The 21,257-nt window shown below is 41.8% G+C and carries 15 protein-coding genes; 6 read left to right on the top strand and 9 right to left on the bottom strand.

Annotated elements, in window-relative coordinates; genetic code table 11:
• Nucleotides 1-79: 79 nt before the first annotated feature.
• From PL11201_RS24775 to PL11201_RS24800, 6 genes are all read right to left on the bottom strand, one after another.
• Nucleotides 80-484 (bottom strand): ribosomal maturation YjgA family protein, encoded by a 405-nt coding sequence (locus PL11201_RS24775; RefSeq protein WP_079681495.1) that lies wholly within the window; start codon nucleotides 482-484, stop codon nucleotides 80-82.
• 126 nt (nucleotides 485-610) lie between these two features.
• Nucleotides 611-1,927 carry a flotillin family protein gene (locus PL11201_RS24780; RefSeq protein WP_079681496.1) on the bottom strand — a complete coding sequence of 439 codons (1,317 nt, stop codon included), beginning with the start codon at nucleotides 1,925-1,927 and terminating at the stop codon, nucleotides 611-613.
• Between the two features lie 63 nt (nucleotides 1,928-1,990).
• Complete coding sequence (locus PL11201_RS24785) at nucleotides 1,991-3,283, bottom strand: flotillin family protein (RefSeq protein ID WP_369821853.1); 1,293 nt, start codon at nucleotides 3,281-3,283, stop codon at nucleotides 1,991-1,993.
• A 162-nt stretch (nucleotides 3,284-3,445) separates the two neighbouring features.
• Nucleotides 3,446-4,045: an NfeD family protein gene (locus PL11201_RS24790; RefSeq protein WP_079681498.1), complete on the bottom strand. Its 600-nt coding sequence runs from the start codon at nucleotides 4,043-4,045 to the stop codon at nucleotides 3,446-3,448.
• A gap of 535 nt (nucleotides 4,046-4,580) precedes the next feature.
• Nucleotides 4,581-5,063: a TerB family tellurite resistance protein gene (locus PL11201_RS24795; protein ID WP_079681499.1), complete on the bottom strand. Its 483-nt coding sequence runs from the start codon at nucleotides 5,061-5,063 to the stop codon at nucleotides 4,581-4,583.
• A 215-nt stretch (nucleotides 5,064-5,278) separates the two neighbouring features.
• Entirely contained in the window at nucleotides 5,279-8,740 is a 3,462-nt protein-coding gene (locus PL11201_RS24800; RefSeq protein WP_079681500.1) for a hypothetical protein, read from the bottom strand.
• 688 nt (nucleotides 8,741-9,428) lie between these two features.
• On the opposite strand from PL11201_RS24800, the gene PL11201_RS24810 reads away from it, so the two are divergent.
• Complete coding sequence (locus PL11201_RS24810) at nucleotides 9,429-9,668, top strand: hypothetical protein (protein WP_079681502.1); 240 nt, start codon at nucleotides 9,429-9,431, stop codon at nucleotides 9,666-9,668.
• Nucleotides 9,669-9,768: 100 nt separating this feature from the next.
• Nucleotides 9,769-12,873: a phosphoenolpyruvate carboxylase gene (gene ppc, locus PL11201_RS24815; RefSeq protein ID WP_079681503.1), complete on the top strand. Its 3,105-nt coding sequence runs from the start codon at nucleotides 9,769-9,771 to the stop codon at nucleotides 12,871-12,873.
• A gap of 222 nt (nucleotides 12,874-13,095) precedes the next feature.
• Here ppc and PL11201_RS24820 read toward each other — a convergent pair whose 3' ends face one another.
• Nucleotides 13,096-13,542, bottom strand: coding sequence for a hypothetical protein (locus PL11201_RS24820; protein ID WP_079681504.1), 447 nt, complete (start codon nucleotides 13,540-13,542; stop codon nucleotides 13,096-13,098).
• A gap of 210 nt (nucleotides 13,543-13,752) precedes the next feature.
• Here PL11201_RS24820 and PL11201_RS24825 point away from each other — a divergent pair, with 210 nt between their 5' ends.
• Nucleotides 13,753-14,355 carry a hypothetical protein gene (locus PL11201_RS24825; protein ID WP_079681505.1) on the top strand — a complete coding sequence of 201 codons (603 nt, stop codon included), beginning with the start codon at nucleotides 13,753-13,755 and terminating at the stop codon, nucleotides 14,353-14,355.
• A gap of 49 nt (nucleotides 14,356-14,404) precedes the next feature.
• The gene (locus tag PL11201_RS24830) at nucleotides 14,405-14,911 is read left to right on the top strand and encodes a type III secretion system chaperone family protein (RefSeq protein WP_079681506.1); all 507 of its coding nucleotides are present in this window, start codon (nucleotides 14,405-14,407) and stop codon (nucleotides 14,909-14,911) included.
• Between the two features lie 40 nt (nucleotides 14,912-14,951).
• On the opposite strand, the gene PL11201_RS24835 is transcribed toward PL11201_RS24830, so the two are convergent.
• Nucleotides 14,952-17,429, bottom strand: coding sequence for a putative PEP-binding protein (locus tag PL11201_RS24835; protein WP_079681507.1), 2,478 nt, complete (start codon nucleotides 17,427-17,429; stop codon nucleotides 14,952-14,954).
• 123 nt (nucleotides 17,430-17,552) lie between these two features.
• Between PL11201_RS24835 and PL11201_RS24840 the strand changes: the two genes are divergently transcribed.
• Nucleotides 17,553-18,218: a ComF family protein gene (locus PL11201_RS24840; RefSeq protein ID WP_234996833.1), complete on the top strand. Its 666-nt coding sequence runs from the start codon at nucleotides 17,553-17,555 to the stop codon at nucleotides 18,216-18,218.
• A 159-nt stretch (nucleotides 18,219-18,377) separates the two neighbouring features.
• Nucleotides 18,378-19,085 carry a calcium-binding protein gene (locus tag PL11201_RS24845; RefSeq protein WP_079681509.1) on the top strand — a complete coding sequence of 236 codons (708 nt, stop codon included), beginning with the start codon at nucleotides 18,378-18,380 and terminating at the stop codon, nucleotides 19,083-19,085.
• 134 nt (nucleotides 19,086-19,219) lie between these two features.
• On the opposite strand, the gene ptsG is transcribed toward PL11201_RS24845, so the two are convergent.
• Nucleotides 19,220-21,052, bottom strand: coding sequence for a glucose-specific PTS transporter subunit IIBC (ptsG, locus tag PL11201_RS24850; RefSeq protein WP_079681510.1), 1,833 nt, complete (start codon nucleotides 21,050-21,052; stop codon nucleotides 19,220-19,222).
• Between the last annotated feature and the right edge of the window lie 205 nt (nucleotides 21,053-21,257).

Raw genomic sequence — 21,257 nt, forward strand, 5'->3', positions numbered from 1 at the left:
ATAGGGAATAGGGAATAGGGAATAGGGAACACCAGATAATAATTATGGCTGTTTCTTATCATGATTAAAATGTTATAACCTATTTAGGATTACTATATAACTTTAAATAGGATTTCAGATATTTTAATCCTAACCAAACCAATCCACAGCCAATTATATAATAGGGAAAATCCCACCAGGAAAAGGTTGTTCCGAGTAACAAACGACCCAATAAATAAGCCCGAATCCCTTCTAAAAAAGGCGGTTTCCAGAGTTGGGCAAATTCCAAACTAGAAGTCACAATAAATACCCAAAATGCCACCCATCCAGGGGATAATTTAGGATTAATTAAAACGACTAAAAGCACCCAAAACATGACATAAAACACCCCGCCAACAGAATTATTAAACCATAAATCCAATGGCCCTCGATAAAATTTACTCGCTAATCCAATCGGAATTAAAGCAATTAAACTGATAAAAATAATCCGTTGATATTGTCTCATCCTCGTAGTAAGCCCTTTAGGGCTATCTAAGATCCAGATTATTAGGCTTAAAAATACCTAAATTCCAAGTTAGGGCGAGGAGACCTCGCCCCTACGGTTTAATTTCCAGCCTTTTTTACAACAGAATTAGGGTTCTGAATTGGAGTCGGGGGAATTTTGGGGTACTGATTTTAACGGTTGAGGGACAATCGGAGGAATCGGTTGGGATGGGGAATGATTTCGACTCATGGTTTCAATGGTTTCTGCCACATCAATCCCAGTTGTTTGCTTCAATTCCGTTAAAAAAGCCGCCAACTTTGTCGCAGTTCCTCCTTGCTGACTATTGACAACGGTAACATTATCTACTGCAACTTCAGGAACCGTTTCCACAATGGTTTTTAACAATACTTCTAATTTTTGATAGAGGAAAATCTCCCTGGCATTTGACCCCGCTAACTTCCAAGATTCAGCTAATCTTTTAGTCGCTTCCGCTTGAGCTTTTCCCGCTTCCAATATTTGGGACGCATTCCCTTTAGCTTCAGCCATAGCCCGTTTACATTGAGCCTCAGCGGGGGCAACCACATCCGCCTGTAACTGTTGTTCGACTTGCTTAATTCGGGCTTGCTGAACTAACACTTGAGCCTGGGTTTTTGCCACCTTAGAAGCCGTTTCTGATTCCGATTCCGCAATTACAGCTTGTCGTTTAGTCACGGCATCTTTAACCCGTCTTTCTGCCTCCGCTTTGGCAACTTCAATATCAGTTTCCAACTTTTTCAAAGACGTATTCTTTTCATTTTCTGCGGTTTGAATAATTGCTTCCGCATGGGCTTTAGCCTCAGCAATTCGAGAATCTCGGAATAAATCTGCCCGTTGTTTTCTACCAATAGAATCCAAATATCCCACTTCATCAAAGATATTTTGAACCTGCAAGGTATCTAACACCAACCCCAACTTTTCTAAATCATCCTCTGCTTCCTCTAATAAACTTTTAGCAAAAGCTAATTTATCCCCATTCACCTGTTCCGGGGTTAAACTTGCTAAAACACCGCGTAAATTCCCTTCTAAGGTTTCTTTTGCTAATTGTTCAATCTCCTTCCGACTCTTGCCTAGTAACCGTTCAATGGCATTATGAATTGTCGGTTCTTCCCCGGCAATTTTAATATTAGCCACCCCTTCAACCGTTAACGGAATCCCACCTTTAGAATAGGCATTGGAAACTTTTAACTCAATAATCATATTGGTTAAATCCATCCGAAAAGCGTCTTCTAATAAAGGAATTCTAATGCTACTTCCTCCTTTAACTAAACGATACCCAACATCCTTTCCGCCTTCAACAGTGCTACGACTTCCCGCAAAAATCAACACTTCACTGGGTTGACAAATATAGTATAGGTTGCGAATAATTAAAAATCCCGCCCCCGTTCCTAATCCTAAAACCCCTAATAAGGCAATGATAATTCCCATGTTTAAAATCTCCTAAAATATGTTGTTGCGCCGTTGTTGCGCTTAAGCGCAATCTTAAAGATGCTATTTTGCCGACAATTTAACCCCCAAAATATGCTCAACCGTTTCCAAAAACTGCCGGAAAATTTCAGGATAGATATTAACCACACCCGCAACAGATTTCCCATCCCCACTATCAATAACATTAATATTTTGTAACTTCACCCGGTTAGGAACCTTAGCCGCTTCCCGCAGAATCATTTCAATTTGTTGTAAATTAAATAATTCCGAAGCATCTGACCCCGTTTCCTGCCAAACTTGATTTAATAAATCCGTTACCGTCGCCGCCGCCAAGGCATTTTCAGTTAAAGATGCCGCCTCTCCTCGGGCTCTTAATTCCTGCGCTTGACGTTGAGCATCGGCGGGTAAAACCTCATCGGATTCTAACCGTAACCGCTCTAATTCTGCCCTGACAGTTTGTAATAATTGTTCCGCTTTTGCCCGGGCTTCTTCCCCGGCTGCGGTGGTTCTTTCTTCTTCAGAACGGGCTTGTTGTTCTAATTCGGCTTTGATTTTTCTCAGTTCATTTCCTTTCTGTAAAACAATAGTTTGGGCTTGGGTTTTTGCCACTTCTGCTTGTCGCCGACAGTCGGCTTCAGTTTGTTCAGCTTCGGCCATGGCATTCGATTCGGCGATTTCCGCATCTCGCACAATTAAAGCAATTTGACGGCGACCAATGGAGTTGAGATAATCCACATCATCGGAAACACTTTGAATTTTTAAAGTATCTAATTGTAGGCCTAATTTTGATAAATCCCGGGAGACATCTTCGGCGATACTTTCGGCAAATTGTAGACGGTCTTCGTTTAATTGTTCTGGGGTTAAAGTTCCCACAACACCGCGTAAATTTCCTTCTAAGGTTTCCTTAGCAACCCGAGAAATTTCTGAACGATCGCGCTCTAAAAACCGTTCGATCGCATTTCCCACAATTTGTCGATCATTAGATATTTTAACATTAGCGATCGCCTGAATATTTAACGGAGTTCCTCCTTTAGAATAGGCATTTTTAATTTCCACTCGTACGGGCATTGTCCGTAAATCCATGGTTTTAACGGTTTCTAAAATCGGAATACACATTGTCCGACCGCCAAAAATTACCCGATAACCCAGTTCCTGTCCCTCTTTATTCCGACGTTTACGACCGGATAAAATCAAAATTTCATTGGGTTTACAAATTTGGAGGAAGGTATTCAGAAACCAGAGAAAAACAATCACACCAAAAATAGAAAGGGCGACGGGTAAAGCCGTTCCAATACTACCAGAACTATTGTCAGGAGGAGTATCCGCGTTAGGAACTTGGGCAACTTCCGTGATCATCGGTGAATTGTGAATTTTGGGAATATAATTTTGGGTCATTTTTACTCCAATGAATCAGTTGAGAGGGAACTGGGAAATCCCCATGATTAAAATTAGGGGATTGGGAGAGTATTAATTATCTATTATCTTTGATCTTTTTGAGATTCTCCTCAATCTTAATCCTTAATTCAAGTTTTCCTCGGAAATGACTAAGACCTTATTATGACTTCTACCAACGACAAAAACTTTATCCCCTTTTTCAAAGCTATGGGTATCTTCGGTAATGGCGACAACATCTACCATGGATTCTTTCAGATATAATCGGACTTTACCTTTGCAGTTTTGATCAAAGGGAATTTCAACGGTTCCCGATAATCCAATCATATCTTCAGATAAAATTAAACTATTGGCTTGTTGTCGGTGCAGTTTGCCTAAAATTCCTACAATTATGGTTCCAAAGCTAACTCCAATTCCTAGGGAAATTGCAAAAATCACCGCCGGAGGGAGGAGAGGATTAAGTTTTGTTAAAATAAATCCGGTTAAGCCAAAAAAACAACCGCCAAACGTCCAAAATCGTAACGTTAAAAAGGGGAAGTGAAACGATGGTTTAGGGGATTTTCGATAAGTTCTGGATGTAAGAGTTTCTGCATCCTTAGCGGGTTCAGACAGTTCCACATCCATCTCAAAATGAGTATCAAAATCGATCCCGTCCAGTCCAGCAAAGGCGGACAAAATCACAAAACCCCCGCCAATGGTAAGACAGAATAGATAGAGCGTCAGCATAATGGGGTTCCTAATATACGGAATAACCGTTTAAATACTTCTATTGTGACAAAAATGGGAGGGAATGTAATAGAAGAAACTCAAGGCAAGTTTTTTCCAAGTTGTTTACCCTTAAACAAATGCTGGAATTCTAATGACAGTTTGGACATCTCTATCACCTCTTGCAGAACCGTTGAGGATAACACAAGGGCTATTATCTAATTGAGGACAGAGAGTTTCTCGCATCTTGTAGTTCAGCTTGGAAACTCGGCTCTTTACGATATTGATAAAACGCGCTTTCCAACTTACTTAATGGCCACATTAAGGTTTCAGGGACGTACTGACCACCGCACTGTCCAAACCTGCTCAATATTTATCAGATTCAAAATTAGGTTAGGCGTTGCAAAATCATGGAATAATTTAGCCCCATTTGAACGACTTTTCAAAGGTTTAATCGCCAAAACATACCATATTTATACAACGCCCAAAATTTCCATCCCATACACTTTGAATTGTTTAGCGTTGGGGTTGAATATAGTTACTTAGAAGTAGATTACTAATAGGGGCTTTTCTCTGGATATAGCAGCTTAACACGCTTTTGCCGTAATGCTAATTCTTCTTGGTGTAGCTGCTCTAACTGCTCTACTATATCTTCTTCGACTCCTATAATAGAAGCTATTTGCCGAATTTTTTTCTTTTCATCTTCATGAAGTTTTCCATCAGCAGCAGAAGCACTAATTGCTGTGAGAAGTAAATCTCTTTGTGCAATAGATACTTGAGGAGAGCGAGCAATGACTTCTTCAATATCTTCATCTGCTTCGTATGCTTTTAGCTCTTCAATTACCCAGTCTGCTACTCCCCAGGATGCACAGAATCCAATAGCCCAATCTTTTTCTTCGCTTGAGAGAACTCCATCTCCTTTAGCGCAACATAAAACTGATTTCATATAAATGCAACAATCTTCATCCGTAGGGATCTCGCTAAAGCCAAAAAACCAATTAAATATCCAAGATTGACCAAGTTTTTTGATGTCAGACATGAGTTTTCCTTCTATTGACTAATTTTTTGTAAGTCTATTCCAGCGGGGAATTATGCTGAAATATTCTCACAACAATGTTCTCACAACTAGAGCAAAAATACAAGGACAGTTAGGACGGTTAGGACATTCAATAAAAAATAAGGATTTCATATTACTATTCTTGTTAAGAAAGTTTGCGGTTTTACGGAGATTAATCAATTGACTGTCCGAATTCCCTACTTTCTCCTCGGCCAAGGAATTTGATCCAGTTCAACTAACTTTTGAGAAACAGCCACAGCACCATATTGATTTAAGTGACTCGGATCAGAAAAATAATTATAATTTTGTAACCATTCGCTGGATAAATCGATAAAAGTGAGTTCCGTTTCTTGACTGATAGAGTGCATAAAATCCCTAAACTTTTGTTCGTAAGCCATCCGAATTTGATCCAAATAATCTTGGGTCAGGGGCATATTGACAAACACCAAATCAATATTTTTAGAGTCTACATATTCAATCAGATTTTTTAAAGCAGTGGTTTGTTTTCCCTCTAATTCAAACCCTTGATAGTCTCCATCATAATAGCCAGAAACTTGAGAATGATTTTTATAATAAACTTCAGGAATGAACTGAGTCGATAAAGGTAAAAATCCACTGGGTAAAAACTCAGAGGTTTTTAGGGATTGGTCATTAAAAGGTTCAGCTTCATCCACAGGGGATTCAATCTGGCTTTTAAACCCTTCTCCCCTGACTATAGACTGTAACAGAAATTGCAGGCGATCGCGTTGTCCATAAACCTGTGAATAGCCCACAAACTGTTGATTTAATTCCGTTTGAAACTGCTCAAAATTCAACTCTCCCTGACGAAACTTTCCAACCAAATTAGATTGCCAACCTAGAATAGATGGCTGCTTCTGCTCAATTTGGGGTTGAATCTGAAATCTTCCCTGAGAAATTTGTTGATAACCTTCCGAGGCAGAAATCGTTTCATAAGTCCGATCAACTCGACCACTATTGAGGGCGCGTACCCCGTCAGCTAGAATAATTAACTTGGGCAATTGTTCCGGGGGCAAAATCTGACGAATAATTAAATCAACAATTTGTAAAGTTGCCCCATTCACCCCAAAATTATAAACTTTTAACTCCCCATAACCCCGAGATTTTAACTCCGTTTCTAAAACTCCGGGATCAATCCCCCGTAAAGCCCTAGAACTCCCAATAATCATAATATCCGGGGGGCGTTTTTCCGTCAAAATAAAATGCTGATATCGAGCCAACTGTTCATCTAATTGGGGGCTTTTAAAAGTTGGATAAAGAAATTGAGCTAACTTACAGGCTTCTAACCCTAATTTTGTATCAGATAAATTGCATTTGGGGGGTTTGACCGTGGAAGAAATAAAATTACTTCCATTAAATATATTATTTTCTTTGGAATTTTTCTGACTTTCCGTAATATCTGATGCGACGATAATTTCCGAGTTTTTTTCCTCTAAATCACTGGGATTATCAGCAGTAATTACCATTTTCCCAACCCCATCCATGGGAATTTCTACTAACAATTCACCCAGGATTTTATCTACCTGTACGACGAATAATCCTCCCAAGGTTGCCCAAACTAAAGCTAAGGCAATTTTTTGATAACGGTGGGTTTTGCTGGGTCGGGAAACCATCATTGCCACCCGAGGGGCAAATAACCGGGTCGTCACCAACCCTTGAGCCAGAACTTCAGCCCCCCGATCTAAAACCTCTCGCCAATTGGGATAGGGGGGATTTAGGGGTCGAGAAACATCGACTTCAAGATGATCCAGGTTTAAGTCAGGACGCAGGACTAAACCATCGGGTAGGGATGACCTTTCTCCCAGGGTTTCGCCTTCCTCTGGGGGACTAACAAAATCAGGTAGGGCGGAGGGGACAGTATCAGGTTGACTGGTTTTTAAATAGATCCCGTAGCGCCACAGAGGAAGTTTCTGTCCTGAGCGACGGCCATAAATTCTCACCCCGGAAATCCCACTAATACGATGGGTGCGGAGAAATTGAGCAATCACCGGGGCCACCTGAGACTGGGACGGACAGGTAGCTCCCTCAGTCATGACGTGGAGTAATTCGGCTTTTTGTAATAGCAGTACCCGAATGCCCCCGGTGGCTAGTTTTAGCTCCAAATCGGGATTAATTAAACGACTCAGAACAAAGCGCAAGGCGGAAAGATTGCCCTGTTGGGCTAAGGTTAGGGCCGTAGGCTGGAGGTCAGAATGTTGGGCAGCGGGTAAATTTAACCAATCCACCCAAATCGGAGCACCCGGTTTAGATTGGGTGGCGGTGGTTTCTAAACCATAGACCGTGGCGGCGCAAATCCCTTGAGGAGCCAGGATATCCAATAGGGGGATGACAATATCCATCACCGCCTGTTTATCGGGAACCTGACGCCTGCGGCTTTTTGTTACACCAGTCGGTTGAGTAGAGACGTGCCATGGCACGTCCGTACAGAACAGATGCAGGGTGGATTCTTTCAGGGTAGTTCGGACTTCCACCTGCAATTGACTCAATGACAAATTCAATAAGCAGGCGATCGCCTGTTCATCTCCCCAGCGTCCCCACTGTTTGAGAATCCGATCCGGTGGGGTTAAATCAATCCGTAACATCCAGTCGGGGGTAGATTCCCCCTGGACTTGCAACAAAATACAAGCATCCCGGAACCCTTCAAGCTGCAACTGTCGCAACCGTTGAGCAATGGGTTGAGCTAATAGGGAGGGATCGGGACTATAGGCCGATTCACACAACACCCACAGCCGCCTGCCCGATGGATTTGTTTCTGGTAGGGCTTCGCTTTTTTTCCCTTTCGGGAATTTTTCCCGAATCGTCACCTTCACCCCCACCCCCAATCCCCCTAAAATTTCGCTGAGGTAGCTGGCGATCGCATCAGGATACCCCTGACGCGCCAAACTTTCTGTCGAAACCTCTAGGGCAACAACTTTTGGTAGTTGCTGATCGGTTATGGATGGTTGTGTGTTAACAGCCGATGGTGGTGTAGGAGCAGTTAACTCCTGGGTATCAGGCAGGGAGGACACTTGCACCGCTTCAGGTGCTTCGGTGTTAAATTCCAAAGGCATAGAAGTGAAGGCCAGACCTTCATCTGCCAGGGAGGAAAACAGTTCAGGTTCGGGTTGAATCGTCTCCTCACCCCCCCCTGCTTCCCCTGCTCCCCCTGCTTCCCCTGCTCCCCCTGCTCCGTTCACAGGGGCGGGTGGAGTCAGTTCTTGAGGTTGAGAGCGTCTAAAAAGACCAGTGATTTTTGTTAAGGGGTTGTGTTTATGTTCAGTAATAGGTTGAGGAACTGCCGCTGGGGAGCTTTCAACGGACTTAGCGGGTTGAGCAGAAGCCTCCTGAAATTGTAATTCTGTATATTCGAGCTTGACTGTCCAATCCGGTCGTGCCGCCCCCAAACTGCGACCGGATAAAAAAATCTTGTAAATCGGTTGATTAGGCGGGAGTAAAGCCGTTAGATTTGTTTGGGTTAACGCCCCAGAAAAATTAGATGTAGCAATTTTTTCATCTGGACTGATCGGTGCTTCACACAAAACGTGTAAATGATTGCCACGCAAGCGAATTTGAACCTGCACATCCGCAAGTCCAATGGCTTTTTCTGCCCATTGGGTTAAAGCTAAACCCTCTCCGGTTAAAACTGTTTTATTAGCCTTCAAGTCAACTCCCTACCCCTACCAAACGGCTCGATTCGTGAATTTCATCCCNTTCACAGGGGCGGGTGGAGTCAGTTCTTGAGGTTGAGAGCGTCTAAAAAGACCAGTGATTTTTGTTAAGGGGTTGTGTTTATGTTCAGTAATAGGTTGAGGAACTGCCGCTGGGGAGCTTTCAACGGACTTAGCGGGTTGAGCAGAAGCCTCCTGAAATTGTAATTCTGTATATTCGAGCTTGACTGTCCAATCCGGTCGTGCCGCCCCCAAACTGCGACCGGATAAAAAAATCTTGTAAATCGGTTGATTAGGCGGGAGTAAAGCCGTTAGATTTGTTTGGGTTAACGCCCCAGAAAAATTAGATGTAGCAATTTTTTCATCTGGACTGATCGGTGCTTCACACAAAACGTGTAAATGATTGCCACGCAAGCGAATTTGAACCTGCACATCCGCAAGTCCAATGGCTTTTTCTGCCCATTGGGTTAAAGCTAAACCCTCTCCGGTTAAAACTGTTTTATTAGCCTTCAAGTCAACTCCCTACCCCTACCAAACGGCTCGATTCGTGAATTTCATCCCATTGAACTCCAATTTCCGGGGTTAGTCCCGTGGTTCACCAAATGGGGAAACGACCTGTTATAATTCGACTACAATTCTGGCATGATTCGTCCAAAGTTTAGATCAACTCCCCGTTGTTGCGATGCGGCGCAAATTATCTATGCAACCCACCCCCACCAATGATCCCCTGGCAAAAAGTCCTGAGCGCATTGCTTTTCCCCAAGATTGGTTAGTAAGTTTAGCCACCACACCCCTATTAATAGCTGCACTCGGAACAAAAGCACTCCATGATTTTATGTTGAACCTCAGCACCAACAGCGAGGAAATTCTCCGAGGCGATCGCCTGCCAATTCTGCATTTTCCTCAATCCCAGGAAAAATAGAATAGAGAACGGTGACAGATTTGACTGCAAAGTTCCATGTTTTAGGAGAAATTAGGCAATACAATAACTTGATATTCTTGCAACACAGGAAAAGACGATCATGAGTTCACTGCTCCAATCTTCCGAACAGGCTCCAAATACGGTCGTTTCATCAAACCCGCCAACTACCACTTCGGATTTATTTTTACGCAATCGTCTCAAGATTATAGAGGATGTCTGGGAGTCCGTCCTCTGTCAAGAGTGCGGCCAACAACTGGTGGACTTACTCCATCAGTTAGCATCGATGACCTCACCCGAAGGACAAGCCGAAGAATTCCAAGGATCAGATGCCCTCAAGTTAATTGAACAACTTGATATTAACGAAGCTATTCGGGCGGCCCGAGGATTTGCCTTATATTTTCAACTGATTAATATTGTTGAACAGCACTATGAACAACGGGAACAGCAAATTGCTTATAACCATGGAAAAGGGAAAGGAAAGTTACCCGTCTCCCCGGTAAAGTCAATGTCTACTTTTGAGTCTCGGAATCAACGTTTTTCCGATCAAGAAGAAAGTCCACTGCCACTAACCAATGTTACCAATTACAGCGAACAGGATCGGGAGTTAGCAACATTCCATTCCCTATTTCCGATGTTGAGACAGTTGAATGTTCCCGCCCAAAAGATTCAAAGATTATTAGATCAATTGGATGTGCGGATGGTATTTACGGCCCACCCGACGGAAATTGTTCGCCATACAATTAGAACCAAACAGCGTCGCATTGCCACGATCCTCGAACAACTTGATCAAGTTGATGAAAGCTTTAATGGGCTTATAACGGAGGAGATCGAAGAATCTTCCATTATGTCGGAATGGACAGAAGAACTCCATGAAAAACTAACCGAAGAAATTCGGCTTTGGTGGCGTACCGATGAACTCCATCAATTTAAACCAACGGTTCTGGATGAGGTAGATTATTCCCTGCACTACTTTCAGGAAGTTATATTTGATACCATCCCTCAACTTTATAAGCGCTTAAAACACGCCTTAAATGTTTCTTTTCCCTATCTGAAATTACCTAAACATGATTTCTGTAAATTTGGATCTTGGGTGGGTTCAGATCGAGACGGAAATCCCTCGGTAACACCGGAAGTGACCTGGAAAACCGCTTGTTATCAGCGTCATGTTGTCCTGGAAAAATATATTGAAGCGGTCAAACGCCTCAATCGTTTATTGAGTTTATCCTTACATTGGAGTGATGTTCTTCCAGAATTATTAGAATCTTTAGATCGAGATCAAGGACAATTACCCGATATCTATGATCAAACCGCCATTCGCTATCGTCAAGAACCCTATCGTTTAAAACTATCTTATGTGCAAAAACGGTTAGAAAATACTCGCGATCGCAATTGGCAAATGTACAATAATGCCGAAATGTCTCGCATCCGAGAGCGTCTAGTTCCTGACCACGAAGCGAGTAAATTATATCGTTCGGGGAATGATTTCTTGGCGGAGTTGAAAATGATTCAACGCAACCTAGAAGAAACGGGAATGAACTGTCAAGAACTGGAAAATCTCATCTGTCAGGTGGAGGTTTTTGGGTTTAGTTTGGCTAGGTTAGATATGCGTCAAGAGTCTTCGATTCATTGTAATGCTTTGAACGAAGTGACCCACTATCTGCAAGTTTTACCCAAACCCTACACCGAGCTTTCTGAAGCAGAAAGATGTCTTTGGTTAGCAACAGAACTCCAAACCCGTCGTCCTTTAATTCCGGCTGAATTACCGTTTTCTGAAAAAACCTGTGAAACCATTACCACCTTTAGGGTGATGCGGGAGTTACAACAGGAATTTGGGCCGGAAATTTGCCAAACCTATATTATTAGTATGAGTAATGAAGCCAGTGATTTACTGGAAGTTTTACTCTTGGCAAAAGAAGCCGGACTTTATGATCCAGCCACCGGAATTGGGAATGTTATTGTTGTTCCTCTATTTGAAACGGTAGAAGATCTCAAACGCGCTCCCCGGGTGATGACTACCTTGTTTGAATTACCTTTATATCGGGCGATGTTAGCCGGGGGTTATGAACAATATAAACTTGTGAGTCATGATCCTGATCAGTCTTTACAAGAGATTATGTTAGGCTACTCCGATAGTAATAAAGATTCGGGTTTCTTGAGCAGTAACTGGGAAATTCACAAAGCCCAAAAAGCCTTACAGAATGTGTCTGAATCCTATAAAGTGGGTCTTCGCATCTTCCACGGACGCGGGGGTTCGGTGGGTCGAGGGGGTGGCCCAGCCTACAAAGCAGTTTTAGCTCAACCGGGCCGTAGTATTAATGGCCGGATTAAAATTACCGAACAGGGGGAAGTCCTGGCGTCTAAATATTCCCTCCCGCAGTTAGCGTTATTTAATCTCGAAAGCGTCACCACCGCAGCCATCCAAGCCAGTCTCCTCCATAACGGGTTTGATGAGATTGATCCCTGGAATCAAATCATGGAGGAGTTATCCATGCGATCGCGGGCGCACTATCGGGCTTTAATTTATGAAGAACCCGATTTACCCGAATTCTTCCATCAAGTCACCCCCATTCAAGAAATTAGTCAACTACAAATCAGTTCTCGCCCCGCCCGTCGTAGTGGGGATAAGAAAAAGGATATTTCCGGTTTAAGGGCGATTCCCTGGGTATTTAGCTGGACTCAGAGCCGTTTTTTACTGCCTTCTTGGTATGGGGTAGGAACCGCTTTACAGGCATTTATCAACGAAGCACCCCAGGAAAATCTGAAACTCCTGCGGTATTTCTATGTTAAATGGCCGTTCTTTAAAGTGTTGATTTCTAAGACGGAAATGACCTTGGCTAAAGTAGATATGGAAATCGCCCATCACTATGTCCGGGAATTAAGTCATCCTGATGATCTTGAGCGGTTTGAGGTATTATTCCAGCAAATCCTCGCCGAATATTATCTCACCGTGGAGTTAGTCCAAGAAATCACTGGACATCAACGACTATTAGAAGATGATCCCGTCTTACAACGTTCGGTACAGTTACGCAATGCCACGATTATTCCTTTAGGTTTATTACAGGTAGCTTTGTTAAAACGCCTACGTCAACACGGAAAATCCGTGGCTTCGGGTGTTGTCCATTCCCGTTATAGCAAAGGAGAATTACTCCGAGGCGCCCTATTAACTATTAACGGAATTGCCGCTGGAATGCGAAATACAGGCTGATCTTTTCAGTCATCAGTTATCAGTTATCAGTTATCAGTTATCAGTTCTGTTCCCTGTTCCCAGATCCGGCGTTCCCTGCTATAAATGATTAAAAAGAATAAAATTTCCCCTATTGATCAATATAAATCGTCCGTTTTTGGGTAATCTTGTAAGGGCGGGTTCTGTTAGATATGAGCTAATTACCTAAATCTCGATGAACCCGCCCCTACAACTGATGACTGATTAAAAAGAATAAACTTTCCCCTGTTCATCAATATAAATCGTCCGTTTTTGGCTGGGGTTATCTGCACTGGTGGGACTGATTTCAACGGTTAATATATTTTTAGGGACAACTTGAAAACTATAAATTAAGGGGTAAGTATTGTCCGGGGTATTAATTAAAATTGTGCTGGTTTCTCCGGGTTGACGTCCGACTTTGACCAAAAATTCCTCAGTTTTACCAGGTGCTAACCTCTGGGAATTATCATTGGCTAAGGCATAAACCAGGGTTTGATTGGTTTTGTTCCGCAGTCTGACCGTAATCAATTGGTGCGGATCAACTTTGGCTTCCACATTCGAGTCTGAGGGTAATGATGTTTTGTCAAATCGTTGAGCAATACTCGAAGAACTCAACCCCACACCCAGAGCCAATATCAGCGTCACTAAGGCTAAAATACGATATTTAAACATAAACTCACTTCAACGCAATCACCCCTCCATTAATCCGCCTGTCACCCTTCGATCCGGAAGCGGTAACGGGGATATTTGCCTTGCGGTCAATGAAAAAATATGATATTGCACTATAATTCGTCAGAAGTGAGCGCCAAGCCAGATCAATTGCTGCTGATCGCACACTAGATAGCTGAGTTTACTTGATTCTTGTCCAGTCAATCCTAATTTATGCAATCAAACCTTGTTCGTCTGAATATTCCCAGTGGTTGGGCAATTACTCATAACTGTTTTGGGGATGAAGATCCATTGATTCAGGATGGTCGGATTCTCAATCAGCAGTTTTATCATGAAAACTTGCTCGTACTCCAATCTATTGAGTTTAAGGAAACAGACTGGATTATTAATCAAAAGGGTTATACCTTAAAACTCGGTTGGTATCCCCATGCTGATCCCAATGGATGCTATCGGTTGCAGTTATTACCCAGAGATTCTGAGCAAGAGGGACTAGAATTTCAATCTAAAGACCGCGAAAGAATTCGTCAAGTGATTGAACAGTGTTTTGATTTAATTAGTCGCGGGGTTGAGGGTGAGGAAATTAAATGGACAATTGAACAGAGTGATAAAACCTTTGAAAAAACTTCTCGTTTAGGATCGGGAATTAGAAAAAAAATTCAGGATTATAACCGATATCGAAATCGATTTTATTATGGTCAACTTTACTCCTTGTATCCCCCCATTTATTATGAATTAACTAATATTGTTTACCGGAGTGCCAAAGCAAATAAAATTGCGTATAATATGCCAACGCCAGATAACTCCCATCGAGCGTAATTGTTGAAGCCACTATTCAAAGAACGTTGTAGATATAGGAAAATTAAGGATGTTTACTGTGTCAGAACAAAACCCGGAATTACTTTCTCAAGAATACCCATCAGATCGGGCCGTATTTGATGTTCTCATTGACTTTATGACCCTAGACGGTTGGGTTTATAGAGAAATTGAACATCGGCGAGTCTTGGCATTGGGTGTAGAGGGCAAAAACGGCCGATTTGATTGTTATACCATTGTGAGGGAAGAAGAACGGCAAATTGCGGTTTATTCCGTTTGTCCGGTGAAAGTTCCTGACTATAAACGCTATAATATGGCGACATTTATCACCCTGCTTAATTATGGGACAGTGGTGGGAAATTTTGAAATGAATTTTCAAGATGGTGAACTTCGATATAAAACCAGTTTAGATGCGGAAGATGCGTCTCTAAACCCGGCATTGATTAAACATTTAATCTATACCAGTGTCACCACCATGGATGACTATTTACCGGGAATTTTATCGGTGATTTACGGAAATATTTCCCCAGAAGAAGCCTTCCAAAGAACTCAATATTAAGATCTGGCAAAAATATTGAAATTCCTGTACTGGGTTGGCGTTAGCTTTGCGCCAGCAGCGCGTCCTCGCTCGCTAGAGTTTGGGAAATAATTTGTTTTTCGGCTCTAGCGATCGCCATATATGTGGATTCAACGGCATCTAAATTAACAGAAATAGATGTAATTCCCCATCGGACTAAATCTTCGATTAATTCAGGATATAAAGCCGGAGCATCCCCACAAATTGAACAAGGAATATTAGCGGTTTTCGCCATTTCAATTAACTGTTTTATCGCTTTTTTCAATACAGGATGATTTTCGTATAATCCTGGAAATATTTGCATTTGATTTCGATCAATTCCAAATAGTAATTGGGTCAGATCATTGGTTCCAATTGAAATGCCTTGAACCCCAGCTTCCAGGTAATCAGGTAATAAAAATAGAATCGATGGGACTTCCGCCATAATCCACAATTGAAACTCAGGATAATGGATTAATTCTGATGCTTCGATCCGCTTTTTATAAATAGTAAATTCCTCAACAGAACGAATAAAAGGTAAAATTAAATGAATATTTTTATTTCCCGATTCATACAGTCTTAATAAGACTTTAAGTTCTAAATCAAATAAAATCAGACGTTCTAAAGATGGAGAATTTGAAGCCAGAAAATGTCCTCTATTAATACTATCCTTATCCTGAGAGGATAATTTCCTATTCTTACTTTCCCCATTACCCAGAAGAGGGTAAAAATAATTTAATCCCGATACCGATTTTTCTATTTCTCTTAAATCCAAAGCTCGATAATAAACGGGTCGAGGGGATAAAATTGTAGCCATCTGATGAATGAGTTCAGCCATTTCTTGAATGAATTTTTGCTGTTTTTGGGATGAAATCCAGGTATTAAAATCACATAATTTGTCTGCAACTTCCTGAGAAACCCAAGAATTTATGGTCGGATATTCAGAACATTCTAATATTTCAATAGCGATCAATTCTGACCGAAATAGACCTACCCCATCAATGGGTAAAGGTAAAGAATGAAGTCGCTGGATAGAACTCGATTGACTAATATTAACCATTAGGGGTGTAGAGTTTATATGGGTAGGAGTTTTAATTGGTTTTTGTTCCTGAAAACTCCATTTTAAAAACTGTTGATCCACTGAATAATCAGGCTTGACAACATAAACTTCCCCATAGTTTCCATCAACAAAAATAGACTCACCCGTTTTTATTTGCATGGTTGCATTCACGATTCCACAAACAGCAGGTATACCCAATTCTCGCGCCACAATTGCGCCATGACTGGTCATTCCTCCCTTTTCAGCAACAATAGCAACAGTCTGCTTCAATAGGGCTAAATAATCCCAAGTAATTGCTGGAACGACTAACACAGTATTCTCCGGTAATTGTGAGGGTATGGGTTGTGTTTCCGTGAGGATATATGCAGTTCCTTTAGACTTTCCAGACGCCAGAGCTACTCCTTGAAAATGCTGTTGATGGGGGCTAGAATGGTAAATGACAGAACTAGAAGAAAGACAGATTTCGGAAGATTTAGCCCCGACGAGATAGAATTGAGGTTCTTGAGTTTGAGGCTGTTGCAATAAACGCCAATCCAATCGAGTAATTTCCGGATTAAACCGTGTGACTTTTTGAATGAGATTGATCAACTTTTGTAGTTCTTTCAGCGTTAGGGAAAATCCTTGTTGTTGTTCAGAAATCAAGGTGACATAAATCGGAAGCTGAGTATTTTGAGTTCCGAATTGTTTTTGAGGAATGGGGTATTTTGTGGGCTGATCAGGAGAAGATTTTAAATTATAGATAATCGTTTTAGAGCCTAATTTTTGTTGTTGAATCATTCCCGTTTGGGGTTGGATTAAATAAATATCGGGATGGCTTTCTCCCCACAATAGGGAAAATTCTAAACCCCAAGTGGAGCTTATTTCCCAACAGTGAGGGCGAATTTCAACAAAACCGGAAGCGATCGCGGACTGGAGGGGTTGAACTAAGACCACAGGACATAGGTCTTGTAATTCGATCTGGTATCGTTGCCAATATAATAAACTTTTAGCCCTAAAAAGTTCACAGTAGGCTTGTTTTAATCCCAATAAAGCTGTGGGAGTATCCGCCCAACTGATCACTGATTTAAAAAGTCCCGATGTTTGTAAATAATCGGGAGTGCTCAGACTCGGATAAAAAATCAACGCTGAGGCTTTTAATTGGTCAATGCTGTCTTGAATTTTCTGACTCCAGGATGGGGGTAAATGACTTTCAATCAGTTGTTGACAAAGGTGTTGAACGATAATTTGTAATTGACGGGGTTGATTGATGTCAAAATAGAGGGATGATTCAGGTAAATCAACAAATAGGGGTTCTAACCAATCAATGGTTTGTAAAATCTCCCCAAATAACTGATCCGTAACTACAAAACCGGGTAAAACCGGATAACCCTGATGGAGCAATTGGCTTAAATAAAAGGCTGGCTCCCCGACAATATCGCGGTGCTCTGGTTGAATTTCGTGAAGCGCGTAAAAATTATCCACACTTTAAACTAAATTTAGTTACGATTTGATCCGATCAGTTCAACAATAGAAAATAGTCGTAGTGGGAGATAGAAACCTGGTTTCTCGATCAAAACCTCCCCTCCCCATCTCAAAACCTCAACTGTGAAAGCGATCCTAAGTTTATTTCTCAAACCTAACTGTCCGTTATGTGACCGACCCGCAAAAACAGAACTTTGCGATTATTGTGAACGACAGTTACTTCGTTGTCGATTTCCCCCTGGGACTAAATTTGCCTCTGACGTGCCACTTTGGGTCTGGGGACAGTACAAAGATGTTCTCAAGCGAGCGATCGCGGCTATCAAATATAATCATCATACCGAATTAGCCCAACCTTTGGGCTATGGATTGGCAGAAACTTGGTTATCGACGCCCGGGTCGGGGGTCTCCCCGGTTACGGTTGTACCCATTCCCCTCCACCGGGCGAAGTTAAAAAAACGCGGGTTTAATCAAGCCGAATTGTTAGCGAAAAGTTTTTGTGAATTCACGGGTTTATCCCTATCTGCTCATGGTTTAGAACGAATTAAACAAACGGAATCACTGCATGAACTCTCACCCAGTCAACGTTTAAAAGAAATGCAAGGTGTGTTTAATATTGGTCAGGATTTCCGGCGTCGCCCGCCCCAGGGTTCAGTTTTAATTTTAGATGATATTTATACAACTGGTGCAACGGTTAAATCAGCTATTGCTCAACTCCAAAAATCGGGAATTTCTGTTGCGGGTATTGTGGCGATCGCCACCACTCAAAAATCAGTAATCAGTCATCAGTAATCAGTCATCAGTGTAGAGACGTGCCACGGCGCGTCTCTAGTGGTTATCGGTTTATCAAAAAAATCCCGTCAATCAAGTCAAATAAATATTGATTTTAGTTGACAACAACCAACAATTGCTTTATTACTAATAACTGATAACTAATAAATGATTTAAAAAATGACTTTAATTTTAGGAACTGAAGCAGCTGATAATCTGGTTGGATTGATTGGAAACGATGAAATTTATGGGTTAGCGGGAGATGACACCCTGCAAGGTCTTGAGGGCGATGATACGATTAATGGCAATCTGGGAGCGGATGTTATTTATGGTAGTCCAGGGAATGATTTGCTATTTGGAGGGAAAGGGGACGATGTTTTGATTGGAGAATCAGGTAAAAATCAAATTTTTGGTAACTTAGGTTCAGATTTATTATTTGGAGGAAACGATAATGATTCTTTGTTTGGAGGTCAAGGAATTGATCTCCTAGCCGGTGGCGGGGGAAATGATTATGTTTCCGGTGATCTTGGGGATGATTTTATTGCGGGGATTGATGTTAACTCAACTACTCCAGGAGCGGGTGAAATTGATACTTTAGTTGGGGGTGCAGGATTGGATGGATTTTATTTAGGGAGTTCTGATTCTAGCACCTATTATGCAACCGGAGGTTTAACGGATTTTGCGTTTATTAGTGATTTTACTGTAGGTGAAGATTACTTTGTTTATAAAACTAATGATGTGATTACTTTTAAGGATTTAACCTTATCGGGGTACGGAACCGGAGCGGGTATTTATGTTAATAAATCAGGTCTGGAAGAACTAATTGCATTTGTACCAGGAGTCCAAGCCAATCAACTTAATTTCAACAAAGATTTTAAACCCATCTAATATTAGTCATCAGTTAACAGTTAACAGTTAACAGTTATCAGTTAATCAATATTAAAATATTACAACCTCGGCGCGGGTTGCTATAACTGATAACTCTTAAACTGATAACTGATAACTCTTAAACTGATCACTGATCACTGATTCTTTGCGTATTGTTCCGCACCTAAACCGACTAATAGATGTAATATGCCATTGGGTAAACGTAAAATTCCTTCCACACCCGCGGCTTTTAATCCGTCTTCATCAATCAGGTTATTATCAATAACTTTAACCCGTAATCGAGTTAATGCTACTGCATCAATACTCTGAATATTCTGTTTTCCACCCAAGGCAATCATGATCTGCTGAATCCGATTTTTTGCCTCGGAATCTGAGATAATTGGGGTTGAAATCACTGCTTCAGGTGAATTAACCTCTGTAGTTTCTGGTGTGATTTCCTCAACAAAATCTGCCTCTGGCCCCGCATTTTTGAGATATTCCATCATATCTGTTTTTAAATTTTCCGAACGGGGGCCGAATATGGCTTGGGCGCTATTTCCCATTTCTAAAACTCCCGAAGCTCCTAATGCTTTAAGTCGGGCTTTATTCACCTTTTTAATATCATTAACGGTGATTCTTAATCGAGTAATACAAGCATCCAAAGTGGCAATATTACTCCGTCCACCAAAGGCTCGAACTAACTCCATTGCCAGACTTCCTACACCTGTTCCGGGCGTAATTGTGGTTACGGTTTCTACCTCATCTTCTCGACCCGGAGTGGAGAAATTAAACTGTCGGATTCCAAAGTAAAACACACAGAAATATAACGCTGCAAAAAACGGCCCTAAAGCGGGAATTAACCACGCCTTTGTGCCTAATCCATTAAACAGGAAAAAGTCAATAAATCCCTGGGAAAAGGTAAATCCCATCCGTCCACCCAAGGCAATAAATAGCCAATCACAAAAGCCCGCCATTACTGCATGAATCGCGTATAAAGGCGGGGCAACGAACATAAATGAAAATTCAATCGGCTCGGTAATTCCGGTTAAGAAAGAGGTGAAAGCAGCGGAGATCATAATCCCCCCAGTTAACACGCGATTTTTCGGTTTTGCCGCCCGCCAAATTGCGATCGCCGCCGCCGGTAAACCGAACATTTTGAACCAATAAGCCCCCCCTAAAATTCCGGCCGTTGGGTCGCCAGCAAAGAAGCGATTAATGTCTCCAGTTACCACTCTATTCGTGAGTGGATCAAGAAATGATCCGATTTGAAAAAAGAAAGGAACATTCCAAATATGATGTAATCCAAAGGGTAATAATAGCCGTTCTACAACCCCATAAATAGCGGCGGTAAGACTAACATTGCCACCGGATGCCGCTGCATTTGCAGCCGTAGAAATTGCGGCTCCAATGGGCGGCCAGACCACGCTCATTAAGATTCCCATGGCGATCGCCGCAAAGGAAGTCACAATCGGAACAAATCTTTTTCCCGCAAAAAATCCCAGATATTGAGGGAGTTGAATTCGGAAATAACGATTAAATAAATAGGCTGCAACACAACCCATAATTAACCCGCCAAATACCCCCGTATCTAAGGAAGGAATGCCCATGACTTTGACTAAATCATCGGGATTCATACCAAATAAAGTGGTAGATGCCGCCCCTAAAGCAGCGATAAAAACCACAAATCCCACCGTTGCCGCCAAAGCAGCAACCCCGTCATTTTCCGCAAATCCAATGGCAACGGAAATCGCAAAAATAATCGGTAAATTACCAAAAATTGCATCCCCGGAAGTCTTCATAATGGTTGCTAAACCTTCAGGCAGCCACCCAAACTTAGGGGAAGAAATTGTTCCCGATGCCAGATTTTGTAATTCAATTAAACGAGCGCTACCCAATCCTAATAATAAGCCAGCAATGGGTAACACCGAAACGGGAAGCATTAAAGACTTTCCCATTTTTTGTAACAAAGCAAAAGCGTTTTTAAACATCGTTTTTCTTAAGTAGTGAGTCCTTCATGGCTCTATTAGATATTGTTACTAATAACCGATAACTGGTACGGGCGGGTTTTTTTAGATCTTTGTTAATCACCTAAATCTTGATGAACCCGCCCCTACAACTAATAACTGGTACGGGCGGGGTTTTTTAGATCTTTGTTAATCACCTAAATCTTGATGAACCCGCCCCTACAACTAA

Origin of the sequence: Planktothrix sp. PCC 11201 (genome assembly GCF_900009135.1) — a bacterium.
In the GTDB taxonomy this organism is placed as follows: Bacteria; Cyanobacteriota; Cyanobacteriia; order Cyanobacteriales; family Microcoleaceae; genus Planktothrix.